Origin of the sequence: Vibrio sp. SCSIO 43136 (assembly GCF_023716565.1) — a bacterium.
In the GTDB taxonomy this organism is placed as follows: Bacteria; Pseudomonadota; Gammaproteobacteria; order Enterobacterales; family Vibrionaceae; genus Vibrio.
Genome location: NZ_CP071848.1, coordinates 228,505 through 250,279 on the forward strand (window position 1 = coordinate 228,505; position 21,775 = coordinate 250,279).

Consider the following 21,775-nt stretch of genomic DNA (forward strand, 5'->3'; position numbering starts at 1 on the left):
GAATCTATGCAGCCCCTCAATATCTGAATAAGGATAGATTTTAGCGACTTTTACCGCCATAAGCAAAGACATATAGACGTCTAGAAGTGTTGACGTCCTAAACTGTGATCGGTAGAGTATTGTGTAGCGCTAACAAAAGCGAAAAGTAAGACACCGAATGTTGTCTGATACCAATAGTGGTATAACAGATAGCATGCTATTTGGAAAGGAAGACCAGCCCCATGAGTGATCGCAAGCCAGCTACCATTGCTGTACGTACAGGTATTGAAGAAGATAGTCAGTATCACGCCGTTGTTCCACCTATTTACCTATCGACCAACTATGGCTTCCCTTCTTTTGGAGAAGTGCCAAAGTTCGATTACACCCGTTCAGGAAACCCAAATCGCAACCAATTAGAAACGGCCCTTGCTGAGCTAGAATCAGGTGCGGGTGCGGTGATAACCAACACGGGTACAGCGGCGATTAACCTGTGGGTGACCAGTTTACTTGGCCCTGATGACTTAATTATTGCACCGCACGACTGTTATGGCGGTACCTATCGCCTGTTTAATACTCGAGCCCTTAAAGGGGATTTTAAAGTTGAGTTTGTCGATCAGTCGGACAGTGAAGCCTTAGATGCTGCGCTTAGCAAAAAACCGAAACTGGTGTTGCTAGAAACACCATCCAACCCATTGGTGCGCGTGGTAGACATCGCTCAAGTGTGTGAAAAAGCTCGTCAAGTGGGCGCACTGGTAGCGGTGGATAATACTTTCCTTACTCCGGTTTACCAAAAGCCGCTCACTCTCGGCGCTGATTTTGTTATTCATTCCACCACCAAGTTTATCAACGGTCACTCAGATGTGATTGGTGGTGTATTGATCTGTAAAGACGAAAAACACGTTGAAGAAATGGCTTGGTGGGGCAACTGTCTGGGGGCAACGGGCACTCCGTTTGATAGTTACATGACTTTGCGCGGCCTACGCACTTTGAGCGCTCGTATGAGGCAGCATGAAGAAAGCTCTGCCAAAATCCTGACTTACCTTCAATCTCAATCCTTGGTGGGTACACTTTATCATCCAAGTCTGCCTGAGCACCCTGGGCATGACATTGCTAAGAAGCAGCAGAAAGGTTTTGGCTCGATGCTGAGCTTTGAATTTGCAGGCAGCCAAGAGAAGTTGGAGCACTTTGTCAGTGAATTGCAGTTATTCTCTTTAGCGGAGTCTCTAGGTGGCGTTGAAAGTTTGATTTGTCACCCAAGCTCAATGACTCACCGAGCGATGAGCGATGAAGCACAGCTGGAAGCGGGCATTACGACTAAGTTGCTGCGCCTTTCAGTGGGTCTTGAAGATGAAGAAGACCTAATCGCTGATCTTGAGCAAGCCTTTGCAAAAGCCAAGGAGTTTGGCAATGACTAATTCACGACAGCTGCACAAATTTGGTGGCAGCAGTTTAGCCGACCCAGACTGTTATAAACGTGTGGTTGGGATCTTAAAAGAATACTCGCAAGTTGACGATATCGTCGTGGTTTCTGCCGCTGGCAGCACCACCAACCAGCTACTCGCTTGGCTGGGGGCGCTGGACAAAGATGGTCGAGTGGCTCACGAGCACTTACAAAACTTGCGTCAGTTTCAAACCTCGCTGGTGGAAGATCTGCTCGATGAAGCTTATGCCACTCCACTGCTTGAACAGCTAAATCAAGAGTTTGCTGCATTAGGTGAGTTGGGTGCACCGCTGAGTGCCACCCAAAAATCGGCAGCACTTGGTCATGGTGAAGTATGGTCTGCTCGTTTGCTAGCAGCACTACTTAGCCAAAGTGAGATGGAGTCAGTTTGGTTAGACTCTCGCGATTTTCTCCGTGCGGATTTAGGTGCGCAACCAGAAGTGGACCGAGCACGCTCTTGGCCGCTTATGAAGTCGGTGTTAGCACAGCATTCTCATTGCCGTTTAGTCATTACAGGTTTTATGGCTCGCAACCAAGCCGGTGAAACCGTGCTGCTTGGCCGTAATGGTTCGGATTACTCTGCGACTGTGATTGGTGCGCTATCTGAGTCGAGCCGAGTGACGATTTGGAGTGATGTGGCGGGGGTGTTTAGTTCCGACCCGCGTAAAGTAGAAGATGCTTGCTTGTTGCCGTTACTGCGATTGGATGAAGCGAGCGAACTTGCGCGCTTAGCTGCACCTGTCCTGCATAGCCGTACATTGCAGCCAGTGGCACAGAGTGCCATGGATTTACATCTTCGTTGTAGCTATCAGCCTGAATGTGGCTCCACCCGCATTGAGCGTGTGTTGGCCTCTGGTCGCGGTGCAAAAATTGTTACTTCATTAGATGAAGTGCTGTTGTTAGAGGTCGCATTTGCTCATGGCCACGATTTTGAACGTCAGCACAAAGAGGTGCTTAATGCCCTAACGCGTGCACAATTGCAGCCTTTGGCTCACGAGGTGCAGCAAGATAAAACCAAGCTGCTGTTAGCCTATACCGCCGAAGTTTCTGGCGAAGCCCTGAGTTATTTACAAGACTTGAGTGTTGAAGGTGAGCTGCGTTTACGTGAAGGCTTCTCATTGATTGCTGCCGTGGGAGCTGGGGTGACTGCCAACCCAAATCACTGTTATGGCTTCTATCAGCAATTGAAAAATGCGCCAGTGAAGTTCATCAGTGAAGCCGAATCTGGCCTGAGCTTGGTAGCAATTTTGCGCAAAGTGGATACCGAACCTCTATTGCGAGGCGTGCATGATCAATTGTTCCAAGCGCAAAAGCGTGTGGCGATTGCTCTATGTGGTAAAGGTAATATCGGCTCTGCGTGGCTTGACCTCTATGCAGAGCAGAAGAGTGAGCTGGCTAAACGTCATGGCATGAGCTTTGATTTAGTTGCTGTAGTAGATAGCCAAACCTGCTGGATGGATTTTAACGGTATTGATGCTGCCGAAGTCAACAGTCGTTACGACGATGAAGCGACCGAACACAACGGGCGCGATTGGCTTGAACAACTTGCTCATCAGACCAAGTATGATGAAGTGATCGTGCTGGATGTCACAGCAAGTCAAAAGTTGGCCGAGCAGTACCCTGAAATTGCTGAACACGGTTTGCATCTTATCTCGGCGAACAAAGTGGCGGGCTCAGCTTCTACTGCATTCTACCACCAAGTGCTCGATGCGTTCGCTAAGACTGGTCGTCATTGGTTGTACAACGCCACTGTAGGTGCAGGGCTTCCGATCAACCACTCGGTACGTGACCTACGTGAAAGTGGTGATGAGATTATCGCGTTGTCTGGGATTTTCTCTGGCACCTTGTCGTGGCTGTTCCAGCAGTACGATGGCAGTGTGCCGTTCAGTGATCTGGTTGATCTTGCTTGGCAACAAGGCTTAACCGAGCCTGATCCGCGTGCCGACTTAGATGGCTCTGACGTGATGCGCAAGCTGGTGATTTTGGCTCGTGAGTCGGGTTTTGATATCGAGCCTGAGCAGGTCAAGGTTGAGTCGTTGGTACCAGAAAGCTTGCAACAGGTATCGCTTGATGACTTTCTTGATAAGGCGCAAGAGCTCAGTGATGAGCTTGCCGAACGATTGGAGAAAGCTCAGCGTGAAGAGAAGGTGCTGCGTTACGTCGCCCGCTTAGAGCGTGACGGTAAAGCGACTGTCGGCGTAGAAGCGCTAAGCAAAGAGCACGCACTAGCCAACCTGTTGCCATGTGACAATATCTTTGCCCTTGAAAGTAAGTGGTACAAAGATAACCCGTTGGTGATTCGAGGTCCAGGTGCGGGTCGCGAAGTGACCGCAGGGGCACTGCAATCCGATCTTAACCGATTGGCTGGGCTGCTATAAATCGGTGTTGAAATGTCTTCACTCTCATTATGAATAATTTTCATGATGGGAGTGTTGACTTAATTCCTGATTCAAGTCACATTATGGACATATAGACGTCTAAACGTCATAACGGAATATGAAACACGACGCTGCACCGCGTCAGCAGGGAGAAGCTGTAATGGGCTACACACACGCAAGTCATCTAGACGCATTAAATCAAAACATCGCTGAGTTATCAGACGATATCAATGTTTCCTTTGAATTCTTCCCGCCAAGTTCTGAAAAGATGGAAGAGACCCTTTGGAATTCGGTGCACCGTCTTAAAACCCTGAAACCTAAATTTGTCTCGGTAACTTATGGGGCAAACTCAGGGGAACGTGATCGCACCCACTCAATCATCAAAGAGATCAAAAGCCAAACTGGCTTGGTTGCAGCGCCACACCTAACTTGTATCGATGCATCTCGTGAGGAGCTGGTGGATATCGCAGAAGATTATTGGGCTAACGGTATTGAGAGTATTGTTGCTCTGCGTGGTGACATTCCGCCGGGCGGAGGTGCTCCAGACATGTACGCATCGGATCTGGTTGAACTACTAAAATCTCGCCATGACTTTGATATCTCTGTGGCCGCTTTTCCAGAAGTTCATCCAGAAGCGAAAAGCGCCCAGTCGGATCTGTTGAACTTAAAGCGCAAAGTGGATGCTGGTGCAAACCGAGCCATCACTCAGTTCTTTTTTGACGTAGAAAGCTACCTACGTTTTCGTGACCGCTGTGTTGCGGCCGGCATTGATGTGGAGATTGTACCGGGTATTTTGCCAGTATCGAACTTCAAGCAAGCTTCTCGTTTTGCGGCGATGAACAACGTGAAAGTGCCGGGCTGGATGAGCAAGCAGTTTGAAGGCTTGGACGATGATCCACTGACACGTCAAATCGTGGGTTCAAGCCAAGCGATCGACATGGTACGTATCCTTAGTCGTGAAGGGGTAAAAGATTTCCATTTCTACACCCTAAACCGCGCAGAAATGACTTACGCTTTGTGCCATACGCTGGGTGTGCGTCCGAACAACGTCTAATCGATTGTTATCTAATAAATAAGGGAAGCCAGTGGCTTCCCTTATTTATTTTCAATGGCTCAAACCATCGCTTCTAGTTCTGTAAGCACCTCTTGTGCCCACTCTACCCACGCTTGTCTAAGCAGTAGGTTGCGACGAAGTGTCAGGCGCTCTAAGCGTGCTTGGGTATCAAGGGTATTGTTTGGTCCGTAGTAGACGTTCTCAATTTCTTGATAGTGGCTGATGAGCTGATTTGACTCTTCAATCAAACCTTTTAGTTGCTCAATAAATGCTGCGCTACCTTCTACCGCGCACGCCATCAATTTGGCAGAAAACTCGTCGCGTACCGTTGGGTGCGCTGTTGGTTGTTCAAACCATTCCCCAAGCGCTTTACGGCCAGCATCAGTAATTGAATAGACTTTGCGGTCCGGTTTGCCTTCTTGTGGCTCAAGCACACAAGTGACAAGTTGATTCTGCGCCATCTTGTTCAGTTCACGGTAAACTTGCTGATGGCTCGCTTTCCAGAAATATCCGATGCTGTATGAAAATTCCTTAGTGATATCGTAGCCGGTGGCATCACGAGTACTAAGTACAGTAAGGATTACGTGTGGTAATGACATGTCTTTAATCCAATGGTCAATATTAACTCAAAAAAATGCATCAATACCTAATGTGCTTCTTTGTCACGTTTAGTCAGTGTATTTGATGCTCCCGCTTCATGCGGGCCCTGTCACCAATTAAGCCTATGTCACCTAGAGGAGGGCGAGCGGTCTGTTTAGCCGTCTCTTATTTATGCCCCGTTAAGCCCTGTTGAGCTGTGGATTGTTGTAGTTATAGATGTGTACAGCGGGCGTCAAGCATATCAATAATAATAAGCATAAAGTAGAATAGAGGGACAAAATTTCCTAAAAAACTGATAAAATTCTCATTAAGAACCTTTATCCAAATAAAAAGCCGCTATAAGCGGCTTTTTGTCTCATCACTAGATGAATATCTTGCGTTAACCAGTGTTTCGCATACCAGCTGCTATACCGCCGATGGTTACCATTAGGGCTTCATCGAGAGCAGGGCTTGGTGCTTCACTCTGGCGAGTACGTTGCAGTAGCTCTGCTTGCAGTAGGTTAAGTGGGTAGACATAGGTGTTACGTAAGCGGATAGACTCCAAGCCCCAAGGGTCGCTTTGCATCAGGTTTTCGTTGTTTTCAACGTTAAGTACCGCTTGAATGTCTTTCTCAAGTTGACTGCGCAGCTTGTCACCTAGTGGCCACAATTCTTCAGCGGTTAGCTTCTGATCGTAGTGGCGTGAGATGCCTGGATCGCACTTGGTGTAAACCATTTCTAGCATGCCAAGACGTGTTGAGAAGAACGGCCACTCACGGCACATCTCTTCAAGCATCGCTTGGTGACCTTTGTCGATCGAGAATTGAATCGCTTCGCCCGCTCCAAGCCACGCAGGAAGTACCAGACGGTTTTGGCTCCAAGAGAAGATCCATGGGATTGCACGCAAGCTTTCCACACCACCGTTCGGGTTACGCTTAGCCGGTCGCGAACCTAGTGGCAATTTGCCGAGTTCTAGCTCAGGTGTTGCGCTACGGAAGTAAGGGACGAAGTCTTTTTCACCACGAACGACATTACGGTACGCTTCGCAAGAAACTTCTGATAGTACATCCATCAGCTCTCGCCACTCTTGTTTTGGCTCTGGTGGTGGCAACAGGTTTGCTTCCAAAATGGCGCTAGCGTACATGTTGAAGCTGTTAACTGCCACGTCAGGTAGGCCGAGCTTAAAGCGGATCATCTCGCCTTGCTCTGTTACACGTAGGCCGCCTTTCAAGCTTTGTGGTGGTTGAGAAAGCAGTGCAGCGTGGGCTGGAGCACCACCGCGACCGATAGTACCACCGCGGCCGTGGAATAGGGTTAGCTCGATGTCGGTCTCTTTAGACACTTTGACAAGCTTATCCATGGCGTCGTATTGCGCCCAACCTGCCGCCATCACACCCGCATCTTTGGCTGAGTCCGAGTAACCGATCATGACCATTTGGTGGTTTTGGATAAAGCCACGGTAAAGGTCAATCGATAGTAGTTGGCGAATCACATCTTCTGCGTTGTTCAAATCGTCTAGGGTCTCGAACAGCGGGCAAACATCCATGCGGTAAGGGCAACCTGCTTCTTGAAGCAGCAGGTGAACAGCAAGAACGTCGGATGCGGTACGTGCCATTGAAATAACGTATGCGCCGAACGCTTCACGTGGCTGTGAAGCGACAACTTTACAGGTATCAATGACTTCTTGAACGGCTTCTGATGGCTGCCAATCACGAGGTAATAGTGGACGCTTAGAGCTTAACTCGTTCACTAGGAAGGAAACTTTATCTTGCTCACTCCACTGATCGTAATCACCGATGCCTAGGTATCGGGTCAGTTCAGAAAGAACGTCTGAGTGACGAGTGCTTTCTTGACGAATGTCGAGACGTACTAAGTGTACGCCAAATGCTTTGATGCGACGAAGAGTATCTAGTAGCGAACCATCGGCAATTGAGCCCATGCCACACTCGTGCAGCGATTGGTAACAGGCGTAAAGCGGTGTCCATAGCTGATCAACCGATTTAAGCGTCTGCTTGTTCGGGACATCAGTATCGTGGATTTTAGCGTCTAGGACTTCGACAGTGTCTGTGAGTAGTGTGCGCAGACCTTTTAAGATCGCACGGTACGGTTCGTGCTCGTCACCGGCCAATTCGCGCACAGTGTCGTTGCACTTGGTCATCGACAGTTCGCTGACCAGCTCTTGAATATCGGTTAAGTAAAGGTCAGCCGCTTTCCAGCGAGAAAGGCGCAGCACTTCACGAGTAATGTTGTGGGTTACAAACGGGTTGCCATCGCGGTCACCGCCCATCCAAGATGAGAAGTGTACAGGGCGAGCATCGATAGGTAGGCCTTCACCTAAGTGATTCTCCAAACGCTCGTCGAGCTCGCGTAGGAAATCAGGAACCGCTTCCCAAAGTGAGTTTTCTACCACCGCAAAGCCCCATTTAGCTTCATCCAGTGGTGTCGGGCGCTGCTGACGGATGTCGTCCGAGTGCCACATCTGAGTCACAAGCTGCTCAAGGCGGCGCTCAGTTTTTACTCGCTCTTTGTAAGAAAGGTCAGAAAGCTCTAGCTTTGATAGGCATTTGTTGATTTTGACCAGTTTGTTGATCATTGTACGACGGGTAATTTCCGTCGGGTGGGCCGTCAGAACGAGTTCGATATTAAGGTCGCGAACTGCCTGAGCTGTATCCAGTTTAGAAATATCGTTTTGTGCCAATTTGCCAAACAGAGTGTTGATAGCGTCAGGTTCACATACGTGTTCTTCACAGTGACGCGAAATGGTGTGGTATTGCTCAGCAATATTGGTCAAGTTGAGGAATTGGCTAAATGCGCGAGCGACTGGGATCAGCTCATCATCACTTAGGCTTTCAAGTTCTTTGATCAGGCGTGTTCCGTCTTCCTGATTACCACCGCGCGCTGATTTTGACAGCTGACGAATCGTTTCGACTTTCTCTAGAATAGCGTCGCCGTGAGCTTCTTGAATCGTGTTACCAAGCAGTTGGCCTAGCATACGTACATTGCCCTTCAGCGCGGCATATTTCTCGTTCATTCTTCCCGCCTTGTAATAAAATTACATCCAATGTTTTTTCCCAAGACCCCAATCTAGCGAAAAAAATTGCCCTGAGTCAAATAAAGTCGTGCCTAAAATCGGGAAATCACATTTCATTGCCTAACAACAACTTGAAATATTGCCTGTATTTCAATGGTATGAAAATTAATTACATTGCTTATTTCTTGGGCAGGCTTACGCACAAGTTTGGTGCGTAAGCCTGCCTGAAGGGTGTGTTGAACTGTCGAGGTTAACTTTCCCGAGACTAGAAACAGTAGTGGCGAATGGCTCGCTTAAGCACATTGACTGTGGGGTCGATAAACTCAAACGCTAAAAACTCATCGGGTTGGTGGGCTTGATCGATTGAACCCGGCCCCAAGACCAAGGTCGGGCATAGTTGCTGTAAGAAAGGCGCTTCCGTGCAGTAGTTTACTGTTTGAGCATCGAGGCCAGATAAATTCTCCATTTGCGTGATAAACGAATGGTCATGCTGACACTCGTATCCAGGTATCGGTTCGTGAAGGGCAGTTATCTCTATTCGTTTGGGCCAGCGGGCAGTCACTTCTTTTAGTGCTTCTTTGAGAAGATTGTCCAAACCATCCAAACTCATGCCCGGCAGAGGCCTAACGTCATAATGGAGCTCACAGCAGCCACAGATACGATTTGCGCTGTCCCCGCCATGGATGTGACCAAGGTTCATGGTGGGTGATGGGATTTCAAACCCCGGATGGTGGTAGGTCTTAATCAATGTGTCACGCAGTTGCATCATAGCAAAGAGTACCTCGTGCATGATCTCGATAGCGTTGACCCCTAATGCAGGGTTTGATGAATGGCCTGATTTGCCAGTTATCCTGATAGCATTAGCGATATGGCCTTTGTGTCCTTTTACAGGGACCAAACTGGTAGGCTCACCGATGATGCACTGATCGGGAGTAAAGGCGGCATGTTGGGCGAAATGACGAGCACCAAGCATGGTGGTTTCTTCGTCACATGTCGCTAATACATAGAGGGGTTTGACCTGCTTTGACCAATCTTGGCTTTTTACCGCTTCTAATATAAATGCAAAAAAGCCTTTCATGTCCGCCGTACCTAATCCGTAGAAACGGTTATTCGCTTCGGTGAGTGCGTGCGGGTCATAATTCCAGCGCCCTTGGTCGAAAGGTACGGTATCACTATGGCCTGAAAGTAATAATCCACCTTCGCCTTCACCCATCTGTGCAATTAGGTTATGTTTATTCTCTTCAACTCTAACTGTTTGAGTTTTAAAGCCAAGATCTTCAAACCAAGTAGCAAGCTTGGCGATCACTTGTTGGTTTCCCTGATCCCAACTTGGGTCTGTAGAGCTGATGGAAGGGGTCGAAATGAGCTCTGAATAGGTCTGTTTAAATGATGGTATTTGCATGCTTTATTACTTCTACTGTTGACAGCGCATCCATAAGAGGATAAAACACATATTAAATCAATTTAAATGAATAAAAACTCAAATTGACGCAATTGAAAAGTATTTCTAGTCACTTTGAGTCCATACTGGATGTGTTGAGATGTTGAAAACCGTAATTGTAGGAGCAAGTGGCTATACCGGTGCTGAATTAGCACTGATGGTCGTCAAACACCCAAACCTCACGCTAGCAGGTTTATACGTGTCCGCCAATAGCCTTGATGCACATAAACCTTTGAGTGCGCTGCATGGTTCATTAAAAGGTCTGGTTGACGATGCAGTGCAGCCTTTGACGGATGTTACTGAGGTCGCCCAGCAAGCGGACGTGGTGTTTTTGGCAACGGCTCATGAAGTGAGTCATGACCTTGCACCACAGTTTTTAGCCAAGGGTTGTAAAGTGTTTGATTTGTCTGGTGCCTTCCGTGTCAGCGCAGATAACTTCTACCCAGATTACTACGGCTTTGAACACCAGCATTCAGATTGGTTAGCAAAGGCGGTCTATGGGCTTGCTGAATGGAATGAAAGCCAAATCGCTACGGCCGATTTAGTGGCAGTACCAGGCTGTTATCCAACGGCGTCTCAGATTGCGCTTAAACCTGTGATTGAAGTGGGCCTTTTAAACAATGAGATGATGCCAGTCATCAACGCAACCAGTGGTGTTTCGGGTGCGGGTCGTAAAGCGAGCATGACCAACAGCTTTTGTGAAGTCAGCCTGCAACCTTATGGCGTCTTCGGCCATCGTCATCAACCAGAAATCAGCACTCATTTAGATTGTGACGTTATTTTCACGCCACACCTTGGCAACTTTAAACGCGGCATCTTAGCGACGATTACTTGTCAGTTAAACGCAGGTGTCACGCAGCAACAAGTGACAGAGGCTATCGAGCAAGCTTACCAAGACAAACCATTGGTGAGAGTTCTTGGTGGTGAAATGCCATCGATTCAAAACGTGGCAAACACGCCATTTGTTGATTTGGGATGGAAAGTGCAAGGCCAGCATCTGATCTTGGTTTCAGCGATCGATAACCTATTAAAAGGTGCGGCGAGCCAAGCAATGCAGTGTCTCAACATTCGTTATGGCTATGCGCCAATGACGTCTTTGGTTTAATGGAGCGGGATATGAGTAAAACTCCTTTAGTGATCAAACTTGGTGGTGCAGCGCTTGAGTGTGAAGAGACACTTGGCAAGCTATTTGGTGCAGTTCAAAGCTACCAAGCGACTGCACAGCGCCCAATAGTGGTGGTGCATGGTGGTGGTTACCTAGTGGATCAGCTGATGGCTGACCTAAATCTAAAAACCGTAAAGAAAAATGGCCTGCGTGTAACGCCTTACGACCAAATTAGCGTGATTGCTGGCGCATTGGCGGGCACGGCCAACAAGCTGCTGCAAGGTGCGGCGATCAAAGCCAATATCCAGTCAGTGGGTTTAAGCCTTGCTGATGGTGGACTTTGTCAGATTTCAGAACTGGACCCCGAGCTGGGTGCAGTGGGCAATGCAACTCCTGGTAACCCACTAGTGCTGCAAGCGATTTTAGCAACAGGCAGCATTGCCATCATTAGTTCTATCGGCATGACAGAGCAAGGCCAGTTAATGAATGTGAACGCTGATCAAGCCGCTGTCGCAGTGGCAGGCGCGCTTGATGCTGAGCTGGTACTGCTTTCCGATGTGAGCGGTGTACTGGATGGCAAAGGTCACCTGTTGGCACAGCTTGATGAGAAAACAGCAGAAGAGTTAATTAAAGGGCAGGTGATCACCGACGGTATGATCGTCAAAGTGAAAGCTGCGCTTCAAGCGGCCAACGAACTTGGTCGCCCAATTGAGGTCGCCACTTGGCGTTACCCAGAGAAATTAAACCAGTTGTTCTCAGGCGAGAGCATTGGCACCCAATTTTTACCAAATTAATGGAATATCCTTGGCACTGACCGCCTAGCGCAGCGCCGAAGACTTAGGAGAGAGAAAATGAGCAAAGTAAGTGTAAATAAAGTGGTTGTCGCTTATTCAGGCGGTCTAGATACATCTGTGATCATCCCGTGGCTAAAAGAAAACTACGATTGTGAAGTGGTCGCTTTCGTGGCCGATGTTGGTCAGGGTGACGAAGAGCTGCAAGGCATTGAAGAAAAAGCTAAAGCGTCAGGTGCCTCTGAGTGTTACATCGCCGATCTGAAAGAAGAGATGGTGGCAGAGTACATCTACCCAACGCTGAAAACAGGTGCGCTATACGAAGGCAAATACCTACTAGGTACTTCAATGGCACGTCCTATCATTGCTAAAGCACAGGTAGAAGTTGCACGTAAAGTCGGTGCCGATGCACTATGTCACGGCTGTACGGGTAAAGGAAACGACCAAGTACGTTTTGAAGGCGCATTTGCCGCACTGGCACCTGATCTACAAGTGATTGCTCCTTGGCGTGAGTGGGATTTGGTCAGCCGTGAAGAGTGCCTAGATTACCTCGCTGAGCGTAACATCCCATGTAGCGCTTCTCTGACCAAGATCTACTCGCGTGATGCGAACGCTTGGCACATTTCAACCGAAGGCGGTGTGCTAGAAGATACCTGGAATGCTCCAAATGAAGATTGCTGGGTTTGGACAGTCGATCCTGAGCAAGCGCCAAACGAAGCTGAATACGTATCGCTAAAAGTTGAACAGGGTGCGGTGGTTGAAGTCGATGGCGAAGCTATGACTCCGTACAACGCACTAACTTACCTAAACGAGAAAGGTGCAAAACACGGCGTAGGTCGTATCGATATCGTTGAAAACCGTCTAGTAGGTATGAAGTCTCGTGGCTGTTACGAAACACCGGGAGGCACCATCATGATGGAAGCTTTACGTGCTGTTGAGCAGCTGGTGTTGGACAAGTCAGCGTTTGAATTCCGTGAAGAACTGGGTTTGAAAGCGTCTCACCTGGTGTACGATGGTCGTTGGTTCACTCCGCTTTGTAAGTCTATTCTTGCAGCGACCGAAGAACTGGCGCAAGATGTGAACGGCGAAGTAGTGATCAAGCTGTACAAAGGCCAAGCAACAGTGACTCAGAAGCGTTCTGATAACAGCCTGTACTCTGAAGAGTTTGCGACCTTTGGCGAAGATGAAGTATATGACCAAAGCCATGCAGGCGGCTTCATTCGTCTTTACTCTCTATCAAGCCGCATTCGCGCATTGAACGAAGCAAAAAAATAATAACACCTTATACACGGAAGCAACCCAAGGCCGGGTGATGTTTAACCCGGCTTTTCGATATCAGCAGGAGAGACGCAATGGCATTATGGGGCGGTAGATTTACCCAAGCAGCAGACACCAGATTTAAACAATTTAATGACTCATTACGTTTCGACTACCGATTGGCTGAGCAAGACATCGTTGGCTCTATCGCTTGGTCAAAAGCACTGCTGTCGGTCAACGTATTGAGTGAAGATGAGCAGCAAAAGCTTGAGCTGGCACTGAATGAATTGAAATTGGAAGTGATGGAAGATCCTGAGCAGATCTTGCTGTCTGATGCCGAAGATATTCATAGCTGGGTTGAGCAGCAGCTGATTGGCAAAGTCGGTGATTTGGGTAAAAAGCTTCATACAGGTCGTTCTCGTAACGACCAAGTGGCTACGGATTTAAAACTCTGGTGCCGCCAGCAAGGCCATCAATTACTGTTAGCGCTCGATCGTCTGCAAGCGCAAATGGTGAGTGTGGCGCAAGCCCACCAAGATACGGTTCTGCCTGGTTATACCCACTTACAACGTGCTCAACCGGTGACGTTCGCACATTGGTGTTTGGCCTACGTTGAAATGTTCGAGCGTGATTACTCTCGCCTATCTGATGCGATTCGTCGTCTTGATACCTGTCCGCTGGGCTCGGGTGCTTTGGCGGGTACCGCTTACCCAATCGACCGTGAGCAACTGGCGCATAACCTAGGTTTTCGCCGTGCAACCCGCAACAGTTTAGATTCAGTGTCAGACCGCGATCATGTCATGGAGCTGATGTCGGTAGCATCTGTCTCTATGCTGCATTTGTCGCGTCTTGCAGAAGATATGATTTTCTATAACTCAGGTGAGTCTAACTTTATCGAGTTGGCAGACACAGTAACGTCTGGCTCTTCATTGATGCCGCAGAAGAAAAACCCGGATGCACTAGAGCTTATCCGTGGCAAGGTTGGGCGTGTATATGGCTCAATGGCTGGCATGATGATGACGGTTAAGGCGCTACCACTGGCTTACAACAAAGACATGCAGGAAGATAAAGAAGGCCTGTTTGACGCATTGGATAGCTGGAACGACTGTATTGAAATGGCGGCACTTTGTTTTGACGGCATCAAAGTCAACGCAGAGCGTACTTTGGAAGCGGCGAAACAAGGTTACGCTAACGCAACCGAGCTTGCGGACTACTTAGTAGCGAAAGATATTCCTTTCCGTGAAGCGCACCATATTGTGGGTGTGGCGGTGGTCGCAGCCATTGATAAAGGTTGTGCATTAGAAGAGTTGTCGATTGCGGAGCTCAAGCAGTTCTCTGAGGTGATTGAAGAAGACGTCTACGACATCTTAACCATTGAATCATGCCTCGAGAAACGTTCGGCGTTGGGCGGCGTATCGCCAAGTCAGGTTGCCTACGCGATTGACCAAGCGACTCAACGTATCGAGCAGCGTGATAATGCTGGAGTGAAAGTTCGCCCTGCACGCCTAACAGATATCGATGCCCTTGAAGGCATGGTGGCTTACTGGGCTGGATTGGGAGAGAACTTACCTCGCTCTCGCAGTGAGCTAATTCGTGATATTGGCTCGTTTGCCGTTGCTGAGCATCATGGTGAAGTGACAGGTTGTGCCTCTTTGTATGTTTATGACTCTGGACTGGCAGAAATTCGTTCATTAGGCGTTGAAGCGGGCTGGCAGCACCAAGGCCAAGGCAGTGCCATTGTTCAGCACTTGGTAGAGCGTGCGAAGCAGATGGCGATTAAGAAAGTGTTTGTACTGACTCGTGTACCTGAGTTCTTTATGCGCCAGGCATTCATTCCAACATCGAAGACATTACTGCCTGAGAAAGTGCTGAAAGATTGCGATCAGTGCCCTCGTCAACACGCATGTGACGAAGTTGCCCTAGAAATTGATCTAGTTGAGCAAGTTATTGTGCGCACCAATGTAGCGTAAGTGACTGTTTATTAGAGGTTCTTAAAATAAGCTGATCTTTTTTTAAAAAAATCGGATCTTTTTGGGAACTAAAAGCAAAAAGCAGCGGTCTACCTAATACCACTGCTTTTTCTTAGAAGAATCTAAGAAGGCCCCGAATCAAGTATTGATTTCGGGGCTTTTTTCTTTTTGGGCGCAGGTGGGGCGCCGGACGCTTTCGCTAACGGTAAACGGACGCTCCGCTATGGGCAAAACGGGGTGATCATTGTTGACGAGGGCGATCTAGAGACTAGTCTGTTTCAACCCTTCAACCCTTCAACCCTTCAACCCTTCAACCCTTTCCCTTTATCACCAAAAACTTCATCACCAAATGCAGCAGTAACAATCCACTGAATGCGCAGGCTGTCATGAACAGTCCTATCGACTCAACCGATGTTGGTGTCTCACGATACAACCACCACCATGTTGGCCAGCAGATCAAACTGAGTACGGCTAGTTGCACCATACAGCGATGGCAACGACCGATTTTTTTCCAGAACCAGTTGGATTGGCAGTTTTGACAGCTCACAATGTTGACTCGACTCATTTGCATAACAGCAGGTTAGCGCAATTTGGCCATAAACGCAGTAAGGCGGACTTAGTGTCCGCCTTACTATTTGAGCTTAGAACCAGATTAAGGGTTAACCTAGGTACGCTTCTAACTCTTCGCTGCCACCGATGTGCTTTCCACCGATAAATACTTGCGGCACCGTTGTACGGCCAGTGATGGCACGTAGGCTCACGGTAGTGGCGTCTTTACCTAACACGATCTCTTCGTAGTCTAGGCCTTTATCGATCAGGTTCTGTTTCGCTTTCACACAGAAAGGACAGCCAGGTTTGCTGAATACGGTGATCGATTCCTGAACTTTATGCTCTGGCGCAATGTAACCTAGCATGGTGTCTGCGTCTGAAACCTTGAACGGGTCGCCTGGCTCGTTAGGTTCGATGAACATTTTCTCCACGACACCATTTTTCACCAACATGCTGTAGCGCCATGAACGCTTGCCAAAACCAATGTCGTTTTTGTCAACCAGCATGCCCATACCGTCAGTAAACTCACCATTACCATCGGGAATGAAAGTAATGTTTTCCGCCTCTTGGTCTTGTTTCCAAGCATTCATAACAAAGGTGTCGTTCACCGATACACAGACAATTTCATCCACACCGTGCTGCTTAAATACTGAGTACAGCTCATTGTAGCGAGGTAAGTGAGTTGAAGAACAAGTTGGTGTGAAAGCCCCCGGTAAGCTAAACACGACGACGGTTCTATCTTTGAATAATTCTTCACTAGAGACATTCACCCACTGATCGCCTTGGCGAGTTGGAAAAGTGACGTGAGGAATGGTTTGCCCTTCTTTGTTAGTAAACATATTGATGCCTTATCAGTAATTTAAAATTTGTTGACCTCATCATTGCTGAGGTTCGTATTGTTTTGTTAAAGCCATTATGGCGAATATTCGTTGATAGCTCTAATCGTTTGGTGCTATGGTTTTGATAGGTTTTAATTATTAATAACTCACCGAGCAAGGCAATTTGGTTGCCGAGTCGCTCTCGAAAAGAGTATAGAACGTAGCATATGAACATTCGTGATTTTGAATACTTGGTCGCACTTGCTGAACATCAGCATTTCCGTAAAGCAGCGGAAGCATGTTTTGTGAGTCAGCCAACACTCAGTGGGCAGATCCGAAAACTAGAAGACGAGTTAGGTACGGCGCTTCTTGAACGAAGCAGTCGCAGAGTGTTGTTCACTCAAGCAGGGTTGCAACTGGTGGATCAAGCCAAGCGTATACTAGGAGAGGTCAAAACTTTTACGGATATGGCCAGTTTGCAAGGCCAAGAAATGAGTGGGCCACTGCATGTGGGATTTATCCCCACCGTTGGACCCTACCTAATGCCGCATATAGTGCCTGAATTGAAAGCGAGTTACCCTGAGCTTGAGATGTTCTTATATGAAGCGCAAACTCATCAGCTCGTTACTCAGCTCGAAGAGGGCAAGCTGGATTGTTTGATTTTAGCAGCCGTCGAGGAGACAGCTCACTTCAAAGAGATTGATTTATATGATGAGCCAATGCACTTAGCAGTGCCTTGTGATCACGAGTGGGCTGATAGAGAAGATTTTGATTTGCTCGAACTCAATGGCAAAACAGTACTTTCACTCGGCGACGGCCACTGTTTACGAGATCAAGCCATGGGCTACTGCTTTGCAGCAGGTGCTAACGATGATGAGCGGTTTAAAGCTACCAGTCTTGAAACGCTAAGAAATATGGTTGCCGCAGGCAGTGGCATCACCTTGTTGCCTGAGCTCGCGATTCCAGAGAGCCCAACGCAAAGTGGCGTGACCTATATCCGCACTCAGAAGCCTCACCCGAGCCGTAAGATAGTGCTGGCTTATCGACCGGGCTCACCGCTTCGCAGTCGCTTTGAACAGTTAGCTAAAACCATTCAAACTCAGATGGATTTTATCGGCTAAATAATAAAAAGGGATGCCGCAGCATCCCTTTTTGATTTTCTAAGCGAAGTTAGAATAACTCTTCACCATCTTCATCTTGGCTATAAATCGTATCGCCAATGTTTTGTTTAACGTACTCGGTAGGCTCAGTGCCTTTTTCAAAGTACTCAAACATCGATGTGTGGTCATTTTTATGGGTCAAAAGCCCGGTAGCTCGGTCAATACGGCTTTTCACTATGCCATTTGGCACTTTCTTACGCTGAGGTGGGATAGACTCCAGCGCAGTGTGCATGAAATCAACCCAAGCTGGTTGCGCAGTTTTTGCGCCTGCTTCAGCGCCAGTGATCTGCTCCTTGCCTAAGTTTTTATTGCTACTGGTGCGGCCGAGTGTTCGGTCGTGAGTATCAAATCCAACCCAAGCGATAGCGACCATGCCTGGTGCAAAGCCGTTGTACCACGCATCTTTTGAATCATTGGTGGTACCTGTTTTACCACCCACATCACGGCGCTTAAGCGCTTGACCACGCCAACCTGTACCATTCCAGCCCGTACCATGACGCCAATCACCGCCACCCCATACGTTGCTGTAAAGCATCTCACGTACTAAAAAGGCGTTTTGCTCGGTGATCACTTGAGGAGCGTATTTGCTGTTAAGATCCTGCTCATCAAATTCATTCGCCATTTGAGCATCGAGGGTTGCTGACTGCGAAACCTCAGTGGTGTTTTCAACCAACACAGCTGACGCTTGTTGACAGTTGCTGCGACAAATGGTTTTTGGTGAAGCTTCAAACTCAAGATCGCCATATGGGCCTTCTACACGGTTGATGTAAAACGGCTCTACGTAGTAACCACCGTTGGCAAACACTGAATAACCTTGTGCCATCTTGATCGGGGTTAGGCTACCTGCACCTAGGGCGATGGTTTCGCTGCGCGGAAGATCTTCCATGCTGAAGCCAAAGCGAGTCAGGTATTGACGAGTTTGGTCCAAGCCAACTTCACGTAACACTCGTACTGCCATGACGTTTTTCGACTGGGCTAAACCGATGCGCAAACGGGTTGGGCCTACGTAGGTCGGTGGTGAGTTTTTAGGACGCCATGCCGTACCTTGGCTCTTATCCCACTGGTTAATTGGTGCGTCGTTGATAAGAGAAGCAAGCGTTAAGCCTTTATCTAGCGCCGCTGCGTAAATAAAAGGTTTGATACTTGAGCCGACCTGACGAACAGATTGGGTTGCTCGGTTAAACTTACTGTGAACAAAGTTAAAACCGCCGACTAAAGCATCGACTGAGCCATTTTCTGGGTTCATGGCCACAAAGGCAGTGTTTGCCGCAGGCACTTGGCTTAGGTGCCACGCATACTGCTGGTCAAGTTGCTCATCAGTGACTGGTAATGCGACTTCTCTAACCCAAACTTGTTCACCCGCTGCAAGTACATCGCCAGCATCTTTTGGTGCAGCGCCTTGCTTAGTGTCGGTGATAAATTTGCGTGCCCACTTGATACCATCCCAACCTAACGTCGCTGGGCCGTGGTTTTTCACGTAGACCTGAGCGGTCTTGCCATTGATTTCAGTGACAACCGCAGGCAGCAGTGTGCCGTAGGTAGGTACTTTTCTCAGTTGCTTTTGGATCTGTTCTTCATCCCAAGCGGCTTGTCCTTCTTGCCAAAGCACACGCTCTTCACCACGGTAGCCATGACGCATATCGTATGCGAGAAGGTTGTTTACCGCTGAGGTTTGTGCTGCTTGTTGAAGATTAGAGTCGACCGTGGTGTACACCTTCATACCCGAGGTATAGGCGTCTTCACCATAGCGTTCAACCATCCAAGCACGTGCCAGTTCGGCAACGTAAGGAGCGCTTAATTGGATTTCTGCGCCGTGGTAGCGAGCGACAATTGGTTCAGCACGCGCTTCATCATATTCCTCGCGAGTGATGTATTTTTCATCCAGCATGCGCATCAGCACCACGTTACGACGGGTGGTTGCACGATCGACAGAGTAAATTGGGTTCATTGTCGATGGCGCTTTGGGCAATCCAGAGATAACAGCGATTTCACTCAAGGTCAGATCTTTTACTTCTTTGCCGAAGTAGACCTGAGCGGCTGCACCCACACCATAAGAGCGGTGACCAAGGTAAATTTTGTTGAGGTAAAGCTCGAGAATTTCATCTTTGCTTAGCATCTGCTCAATGCGTAGTGCAAGAAAGATCTCTTTGATCTTTCGCATGATTTTCTTTTCGTTACTCAAAAAGAAGTTACGCGCTAGCTGCTGGGTAATGGTACTCGCACCCTGTTTAGCACTGCCTGATGTCGCAACGACAATAGCAGCACGAGCAATACCAATTGGGTCGATACCTGGGTGGTCATAGTAGCGGCTATCTTCGGTGGCGATAATCGCTTCCAGTAGATGCGGAGGCATCTCTTCTAGCTTCAGCGGAATACGGCGTTTCTCACCAAATTGAGAAATTAGCTTACCGTCTTTGCTGTACACCTGCATTGGTGTTTGCAGCTGAACGTCTTTAAGAGTGTCGATGGCTGGTAAGTCATCTTGTACGTAATAGTACATGCCGACAATTGCACCCACTCCCAAAACTATGCAACACAATGAAAAGGCTAGTAAATACTTTATGAATTTCACCGAAAAATCCCTGATCTAATAGGCGGTTAGGTTAGTTAAGTCGATACACTAGGATACAAATTAATCAACTAGCTCGGCTAGTGAAATTTTTATCCTGCAGCGTAAGCGCTCAAGTGTATCACTTTATTTAGGTTGGCGTCGTCCATGGCTACATCGTTCATTACCGGCTTAGACATAGGCCCGCACGCCATTAAAGCCGTGCTGATCAAGCGAACTCATCGCTCAATGAGCGTTGAACGATGCGTTAGTTTGCGTTCGCAAAAGGCTATTTTCGTCGATAATCACACGCTCGGGTATCAAGACTGCGTCAATTTACTCAAAGAAGTTCGTAAAGCGTTGCCTTGGTACGCACGAAAAGTCGCACTTGCGTTACCAGACAATGCCGCTGCGAGCAAAGTATTGCAGTTGCAGCCCGATCTTGAAGAGGAAGAGTTGATGTTTGCAGTACGCCAAGAAATGGCGTTGCAAACCAGTGCCAGTGATGACGACTTATACCTAGATTTTTACTCGGTAGAGTCACTGCTATCGGGCTCGGAAAAAGTGGCTGATTATCAAGTGATTGCCGCTAAAAAAAACGTGGTAGATAGCCACTTAGCGCCAGTTTCAAAAGTAGGCTTTCGTCCCCAATTAATGACATTACAAGGTCAGGCACTCAGCAGCACTTGGAAGCTGATTTCACAGCATCAAAAGGACCAACAGCATGGAATGCTGGTTTACGTGTGGCAGCATAAACTATTGCTCTGTACTCGTCCGTTTAATTCGGAACCCTATATAAAAGAAGTCTCTCTTCCCCCTAGTCATGGCGATGAGGATGTCGCTGGGCAGTTTGTACGACTGCTGAGTCGTCAGCTCAACCTGTATAACTCCAACCATCCAGCACAAAAAGCGGCCAAGATATGGTTAAGTGGCGAGTTGTCACCGAGGCTTGAGTTGACCTGGCTAGCTGAGCAAATCGAACTTGAAGTCGAACTCGTCGATGCATTGTCTTTATTACCTAGAGCTAAGAAATGCTCAGCGAATGCGCAGGCTGATGGATTTGAAATTGCGTTAGGACTTGCGTTGTTGGCCTGTGACTGGGAGGAGTGGCATGCAAACCATTAATTTACTTCCGTGGCGAGATTGGCAGCAGCAGGCTTACCAAAGAGGAACTTATCTTCGTATCGCAATGGGGCTACTGGTCACGGCTGTCATTGTTGTTGGTTACGGTTACCTCAATCAACTCAAAGTCAATCAGCAACTGCAACGCAATCAGTATCTTCAATCTCAAATTGACGACATGAATCGCCAATTAAGTCGTTTGAATTCACTCAAAGCCGATCATAAGAAGCTTCAAGCCAAGATTAACTTAGTCACTCAGCTGCAAGACAAGCGCGCCAAAGTACCGCGGTTTATGAGTCAAATCCCTAACTGGATAGCCGCCGATGTCTATGTCGATAAGATCGACATGAATGACGAGCATGTCACCTTGACAGGGTTTAGCAAAAATACCGCCGCCATCGCCAGCATGCTCGACAACCTAGAAACCACTCCGTTGGCGCAAGATGTCAAAATGCATTCGATCGTTTCTGGACGAGAGCTGTTTGGTCAGAGCTATAACAATTACTCGGTTTCCTTTGTGTTTGATGTTCAGTCGCAGGGAGAACGATAAGC

16 protein-coding genes are annotated in these 21,775 nt (G+C 48.0%); 10 read left to right on the forward strand and 6 right to left on the reverse strand.

The window, feature by feature from the left end; all coding sequences use genetic code 11:
* The first annotated feature begins 221 nt into the window (after positions 1-221).
* The 3 genes from J4N39_RS01120 to metF all read left to right on the forward strand — a co-directional run bounded on the left by J4N39_RS01120 (position 222) and on the right by metF (position 4,852).
* Positions 222-1,394, forward strand: coding sequence for an O-succinylhomoserine (thiol)-lyase (locus J4N39_RS01120; RefSeq protein ID WP_252021204.1), 1,173 nt, complete (start codon positions 222-224; stop codon positions 1,392-1,394).
* Entirely contained in the window at positions 1,387-3,798 is a 2,412-nt protein-coding gene (locus J4N39_RS01125) for a bifunctional aspartate kinase/homoserine dehydrogenase II (RefSeq protein ID WP_252021206.1), read from the forward strand. The genes J4N39_RS01120 and J4N39_RS01125 overlap by 8 nt, the downstream gene beginning before the upstream one ends.
* Before the next feature lie 160 nt (positions 3,799-3,958).
* Positions 3,959-4,852: a methylenetetrahydrofolate reductase gene (metF, locus tag J4N39_RS01130; RefSeq protein WP_252023577.1), complete on the forward strand. Its 894-nt coding sequence runs from the start codon at positions 3,959-3,961 to the stop codon at positions 4,850-4,852.
* Positions 4,853-4,911: 59 nt separating this feature from the next.
* Here metF and J4N39_RS01135 read toward each other — a convergent pair whose 3' ends face one another.
* From J4N39_RS01135 to argE, 3 genes are all read right to left on the reverse strand, one after another.
* Positions 4,912-5,451: a PadR family transcriptional regulator gene (locus J4N39_RS01135; RefSeq protein WP_252021208.1), complete on the reverse strand. Its 540-nt coding sequence runs from the start codon at positions 5,449-5,451 to the stop codon at positions 4,912-4,914.
* Positions 5,452-5,831: 380 nt separating this feature from the next.
* Entirely contained in the window at positions 5,832-8,462 is a 2,631-nt protein-coding gene (gene ppc / locus J4N39_RS01140; protein ID WP_252021211.1) for a phosphoenolpyruvate carboxylase, read from the reverse strand.
* 265 nt (positions 8,463-8,727) lie between these two features.
* Positions 8,728-9,864 (reverse strand): acetylornithine deacetylase, encoded by a 1,137-nt coding sequence (gene argE / locus J4N39_RS01145; RefSeq protein ID WP_252021213.1) that lies wholly within the window; start codon positions 9,862-9,864, stop codon positions 8,728-8,730.
* Between the two features lie 139 nt (positions 9,865-10,003).
* Between argE and argC the strand changes: the two genes are divergently transcribed.
* The 4 genes from argC to argH all read left to right on the forward strand — a co-directional run bounded on the left by argC (position 10,004) and on the right by argH (position 15,026).
* Complete coding sequence (gene argC, locus J4N39_RS01150) at positions 10,004-11,008, forward strand: N-acetyl-gamma-glutamyl-phosphate reductase (RefSeq protein WP_252021215.1); 1,005 nt, start codon at positions 10,004-10,006, stop codon at positions 11,006-11,008.
* On the forward strand, positions 11,008-11,802 hold the full coding sequence (argB, locus tag J4N39_RS01155; RefSeq protein ID WP_252023578.1) for an acetylglutamate kinase: 795 nt from the start codon (positions 11,008-11,010) through the stop codon (positions 11,800-11,802). Before argC ends, argB begins: the two co-directional genes overlap by 1 nt.
* A 57-nt stretch (positions 11,803-11,859) precedes the next feature.
* Entirely contained in the window at positions 11,860-13,074 is a 1,215-nt protein-coding gene (locus tag J4N39_RS01160) for an argininosuccinate synthase (protein ID WP_252021218.1), read from the forward strand.
* Between the two features lie 77 nt (positions 13,075-13,151).
* Positions 13,152-15,026 (forward strand): argininosuccinate lyase, encoded by a 1,875-nt coding sequence (gene argH / locus J4N39_RS01165; protein WP_252021220.1) that lies wholly within the window; start codon positions 13,152-13,154, stop codon positions 15,024-15,026.
* Between the two features lie 310 nt (positions 15,027-15,336).
* Here the strand turns inward: argH and J4N39_RS01170 are convergent, their stop codons facing one another.
* Both J4N39_RS01170 and J4N39_RS01175 read right to left on the reverse strand, forming a co-directional pair.
* On the reverse strand, positions 15,337-15,591 hold the full coding sequence (locus J4N39_RS01170) for a DUF3624 domain-containing protein (RefSeq protein ID WP_503063709.1): 255 nt from the start codon (positions 15,589-15,591) through the stop codon (positions 15,337-15,339).
* Between the two features lie 94 nt (positions 15,592-15,685).
* Positions 15,686-16,414, reverse strand: a complete 729-nt coding sequence (locus tag J4N39_RS01175; protein WP_252021222.1) for a redoxin family protein — start codon at positions 16,412-16,414, stop codon at positions 15,686-15,688.
* Between the two features lie 206 nt (positions 16,415-16,620).
* Here J4N39_RS01175 and oxyR point away from each other — a divergent pair, with 206 nt between their 5' ends.
* Positions 16,621-17,514 (forward strand): DNA-binding transcriptional regulator OxyR, encoded by an 894-nt coding sequence (gene oxyR, locus J4N39_RS01180; RefSeq protein ID WP_252021224.1) that lies wholly within the window; start codon positions 16,621-16,623, stop codon positions 17,512-17,514.
* A gap of 49 nt (positions 17,515-17,563) precedes the next feature.
* On the opposite strand, the gene J4N39_RS01185 is transcribed toward oxyR, so the two are convergent.
* On the reverse strand, positions 17,564-20,125 hold the full coding sequence (locus J4N39_RS01185; RefSeq protein ID WP_252021226.1) for a penicillin-binding protein 1A: 2,562 nt from the start codon (positions 20,123-20,125) through the stop codon (positions 17,564-17,566).
* Between the two features lie 144 nt (positions 20,126-20,269).
* Here J4N39_RS01185 and pilM point away from each other — a divergent pair, with 144 nt between their 5' ends.
* Together pilM and J4N39_RS01195 are read left to right on the forward strand one after the other, a co-directional pair.
* Entirely contained in the window at positions 20,270-21,226 is a 957-nt protein-coding gene (gene pilM / locus J4N39_RS01190) for a type IV pilus biogenesis protein PilM (RefSeq protein ID WP_252021228.1), read from the forward strand.
* Positions 21,213-21,773, forward strand: coding sequence for a PilN domain-containing protein (locus tag J4N39_RS01195; protein ID WP_252021230.1), 561 nt, complete (start codon positions 21,213-21,215; stop codon positions 21,771-21,773). Before pilM ends, J4N39_RS01195 begins: the two co-directional genes overlap by 14 nt.
* The last annotated feature ends 2 nt before the right edge of the window (positions 21,774-21,775 follow it).

What these genes read in the sequence shown, in the direction of transcription:
- J4N39_RS01120 (WP_252021204.1), top strand. Translation starts at nt 222, where the DNA reads ATGAGTGATCGCAAGCCAGCTACCATTGCTGTACGTACAGGTATTGAA.
- J4N39_RS01125 (WP_252021206.1), top strand. Translation starts at nt 1,387, where the DNA reads ATGACTAATTCACGACAGCTGCACAAATTTGGTGGCAGCAGTTTAGCC.
- metF (WP_252023577.1), top strand. Translation starts at nt 3,959, where the DNA reads ATGGGCTACACACACGCAAGTCATCTAGACGCATTAAATCAAAACATC.
- J4N39_RS01135 (WP_252021208.1), bottom strand. Translation starts at nt 5,451, where the DNA reads ATGTCATTACCACACGTAATCCTTACTGTACTTAGTACTCGTGATGCC.
- ppc (WP_252021211.1), bottom strand. Translation starts at nt 8,462, where the DNA reads ATGAACGAGAAATATGCCGCGCTGAAGGGCAATGTACGTATGCTAGGC.
- argE (WP_252021213.1), bottom strand. Translation starts at nt 9,864, where the DNA reads ATGCAAATACCATCATTTAAACAGACCTATTCAGAGCTCATTTCGACC.
- argC (WP_252021215.1), top strand. Translation starts at nt 10,004, where the DNA reads ATGTTGAAAACCGTAATTGTAGGAGCAAGTGGCTATACCGGTGCTGAA.
- argB (WP_252023578.1), top strand. Translation starts at nt 11,008, where the DNA reads ATGGAGCGGGATATGAGTAAAACTCCTTTAGTGATCAAACTTGGTGGT.
- J4N39_RS01160 (WP_252021218.1), top strand. Translation starts at nt 11,860, where the DNA reads ATGAGCAAAGTAAGTGTAAATAAAGTGGTTGTCGCTTATTCAGGCGGT.
- argH (WP_252021220.1), top strand. Translation starts at nt 13,152, where the DNA reads ATGGCATTATGGGGCGGTAGATTTACCCAAGCAGCAGACACCAGATTT.
- J4N39_RS01170 (WP_503063709.1), bottom strand. Translation starts at nt 15,591, where the DNA reads ATGAGTCGAGTCAACATTGTGAGCTGTCAAAACTGCCAATCCAACTGG.
- J4N39_RS01175 (WP_252021222.1), bottom strand. Translation starts at nt 16,414, where the DNA reads ATGTTTACTAACAAAGAAGGGCAAACCATTCCTCACGTCACTTTTCCA.
- oxyR (WP_252021224.1), top strand. Translation starts at nt 16,621, where the DNA reads ATGAACATTCGTGATTTTGAATACTTGGTCGCACTTGCTGAACATCAG.
- pilM (WP_252021228.1), top strand. Translation starts at nt 20,270, where the DNA reads ATGGCTACATCGTTCATTACCGGCTTAGACATAGGCCCGCACGCCATT.
- J4N39_RS01195 (WP_252021230.1), top strand. Translation starts at nt 21,213, where the DNA reads ATGCAAACCATTAATTTACTTCCGTGGCGAGATTGGCAGCAGCAGGCT.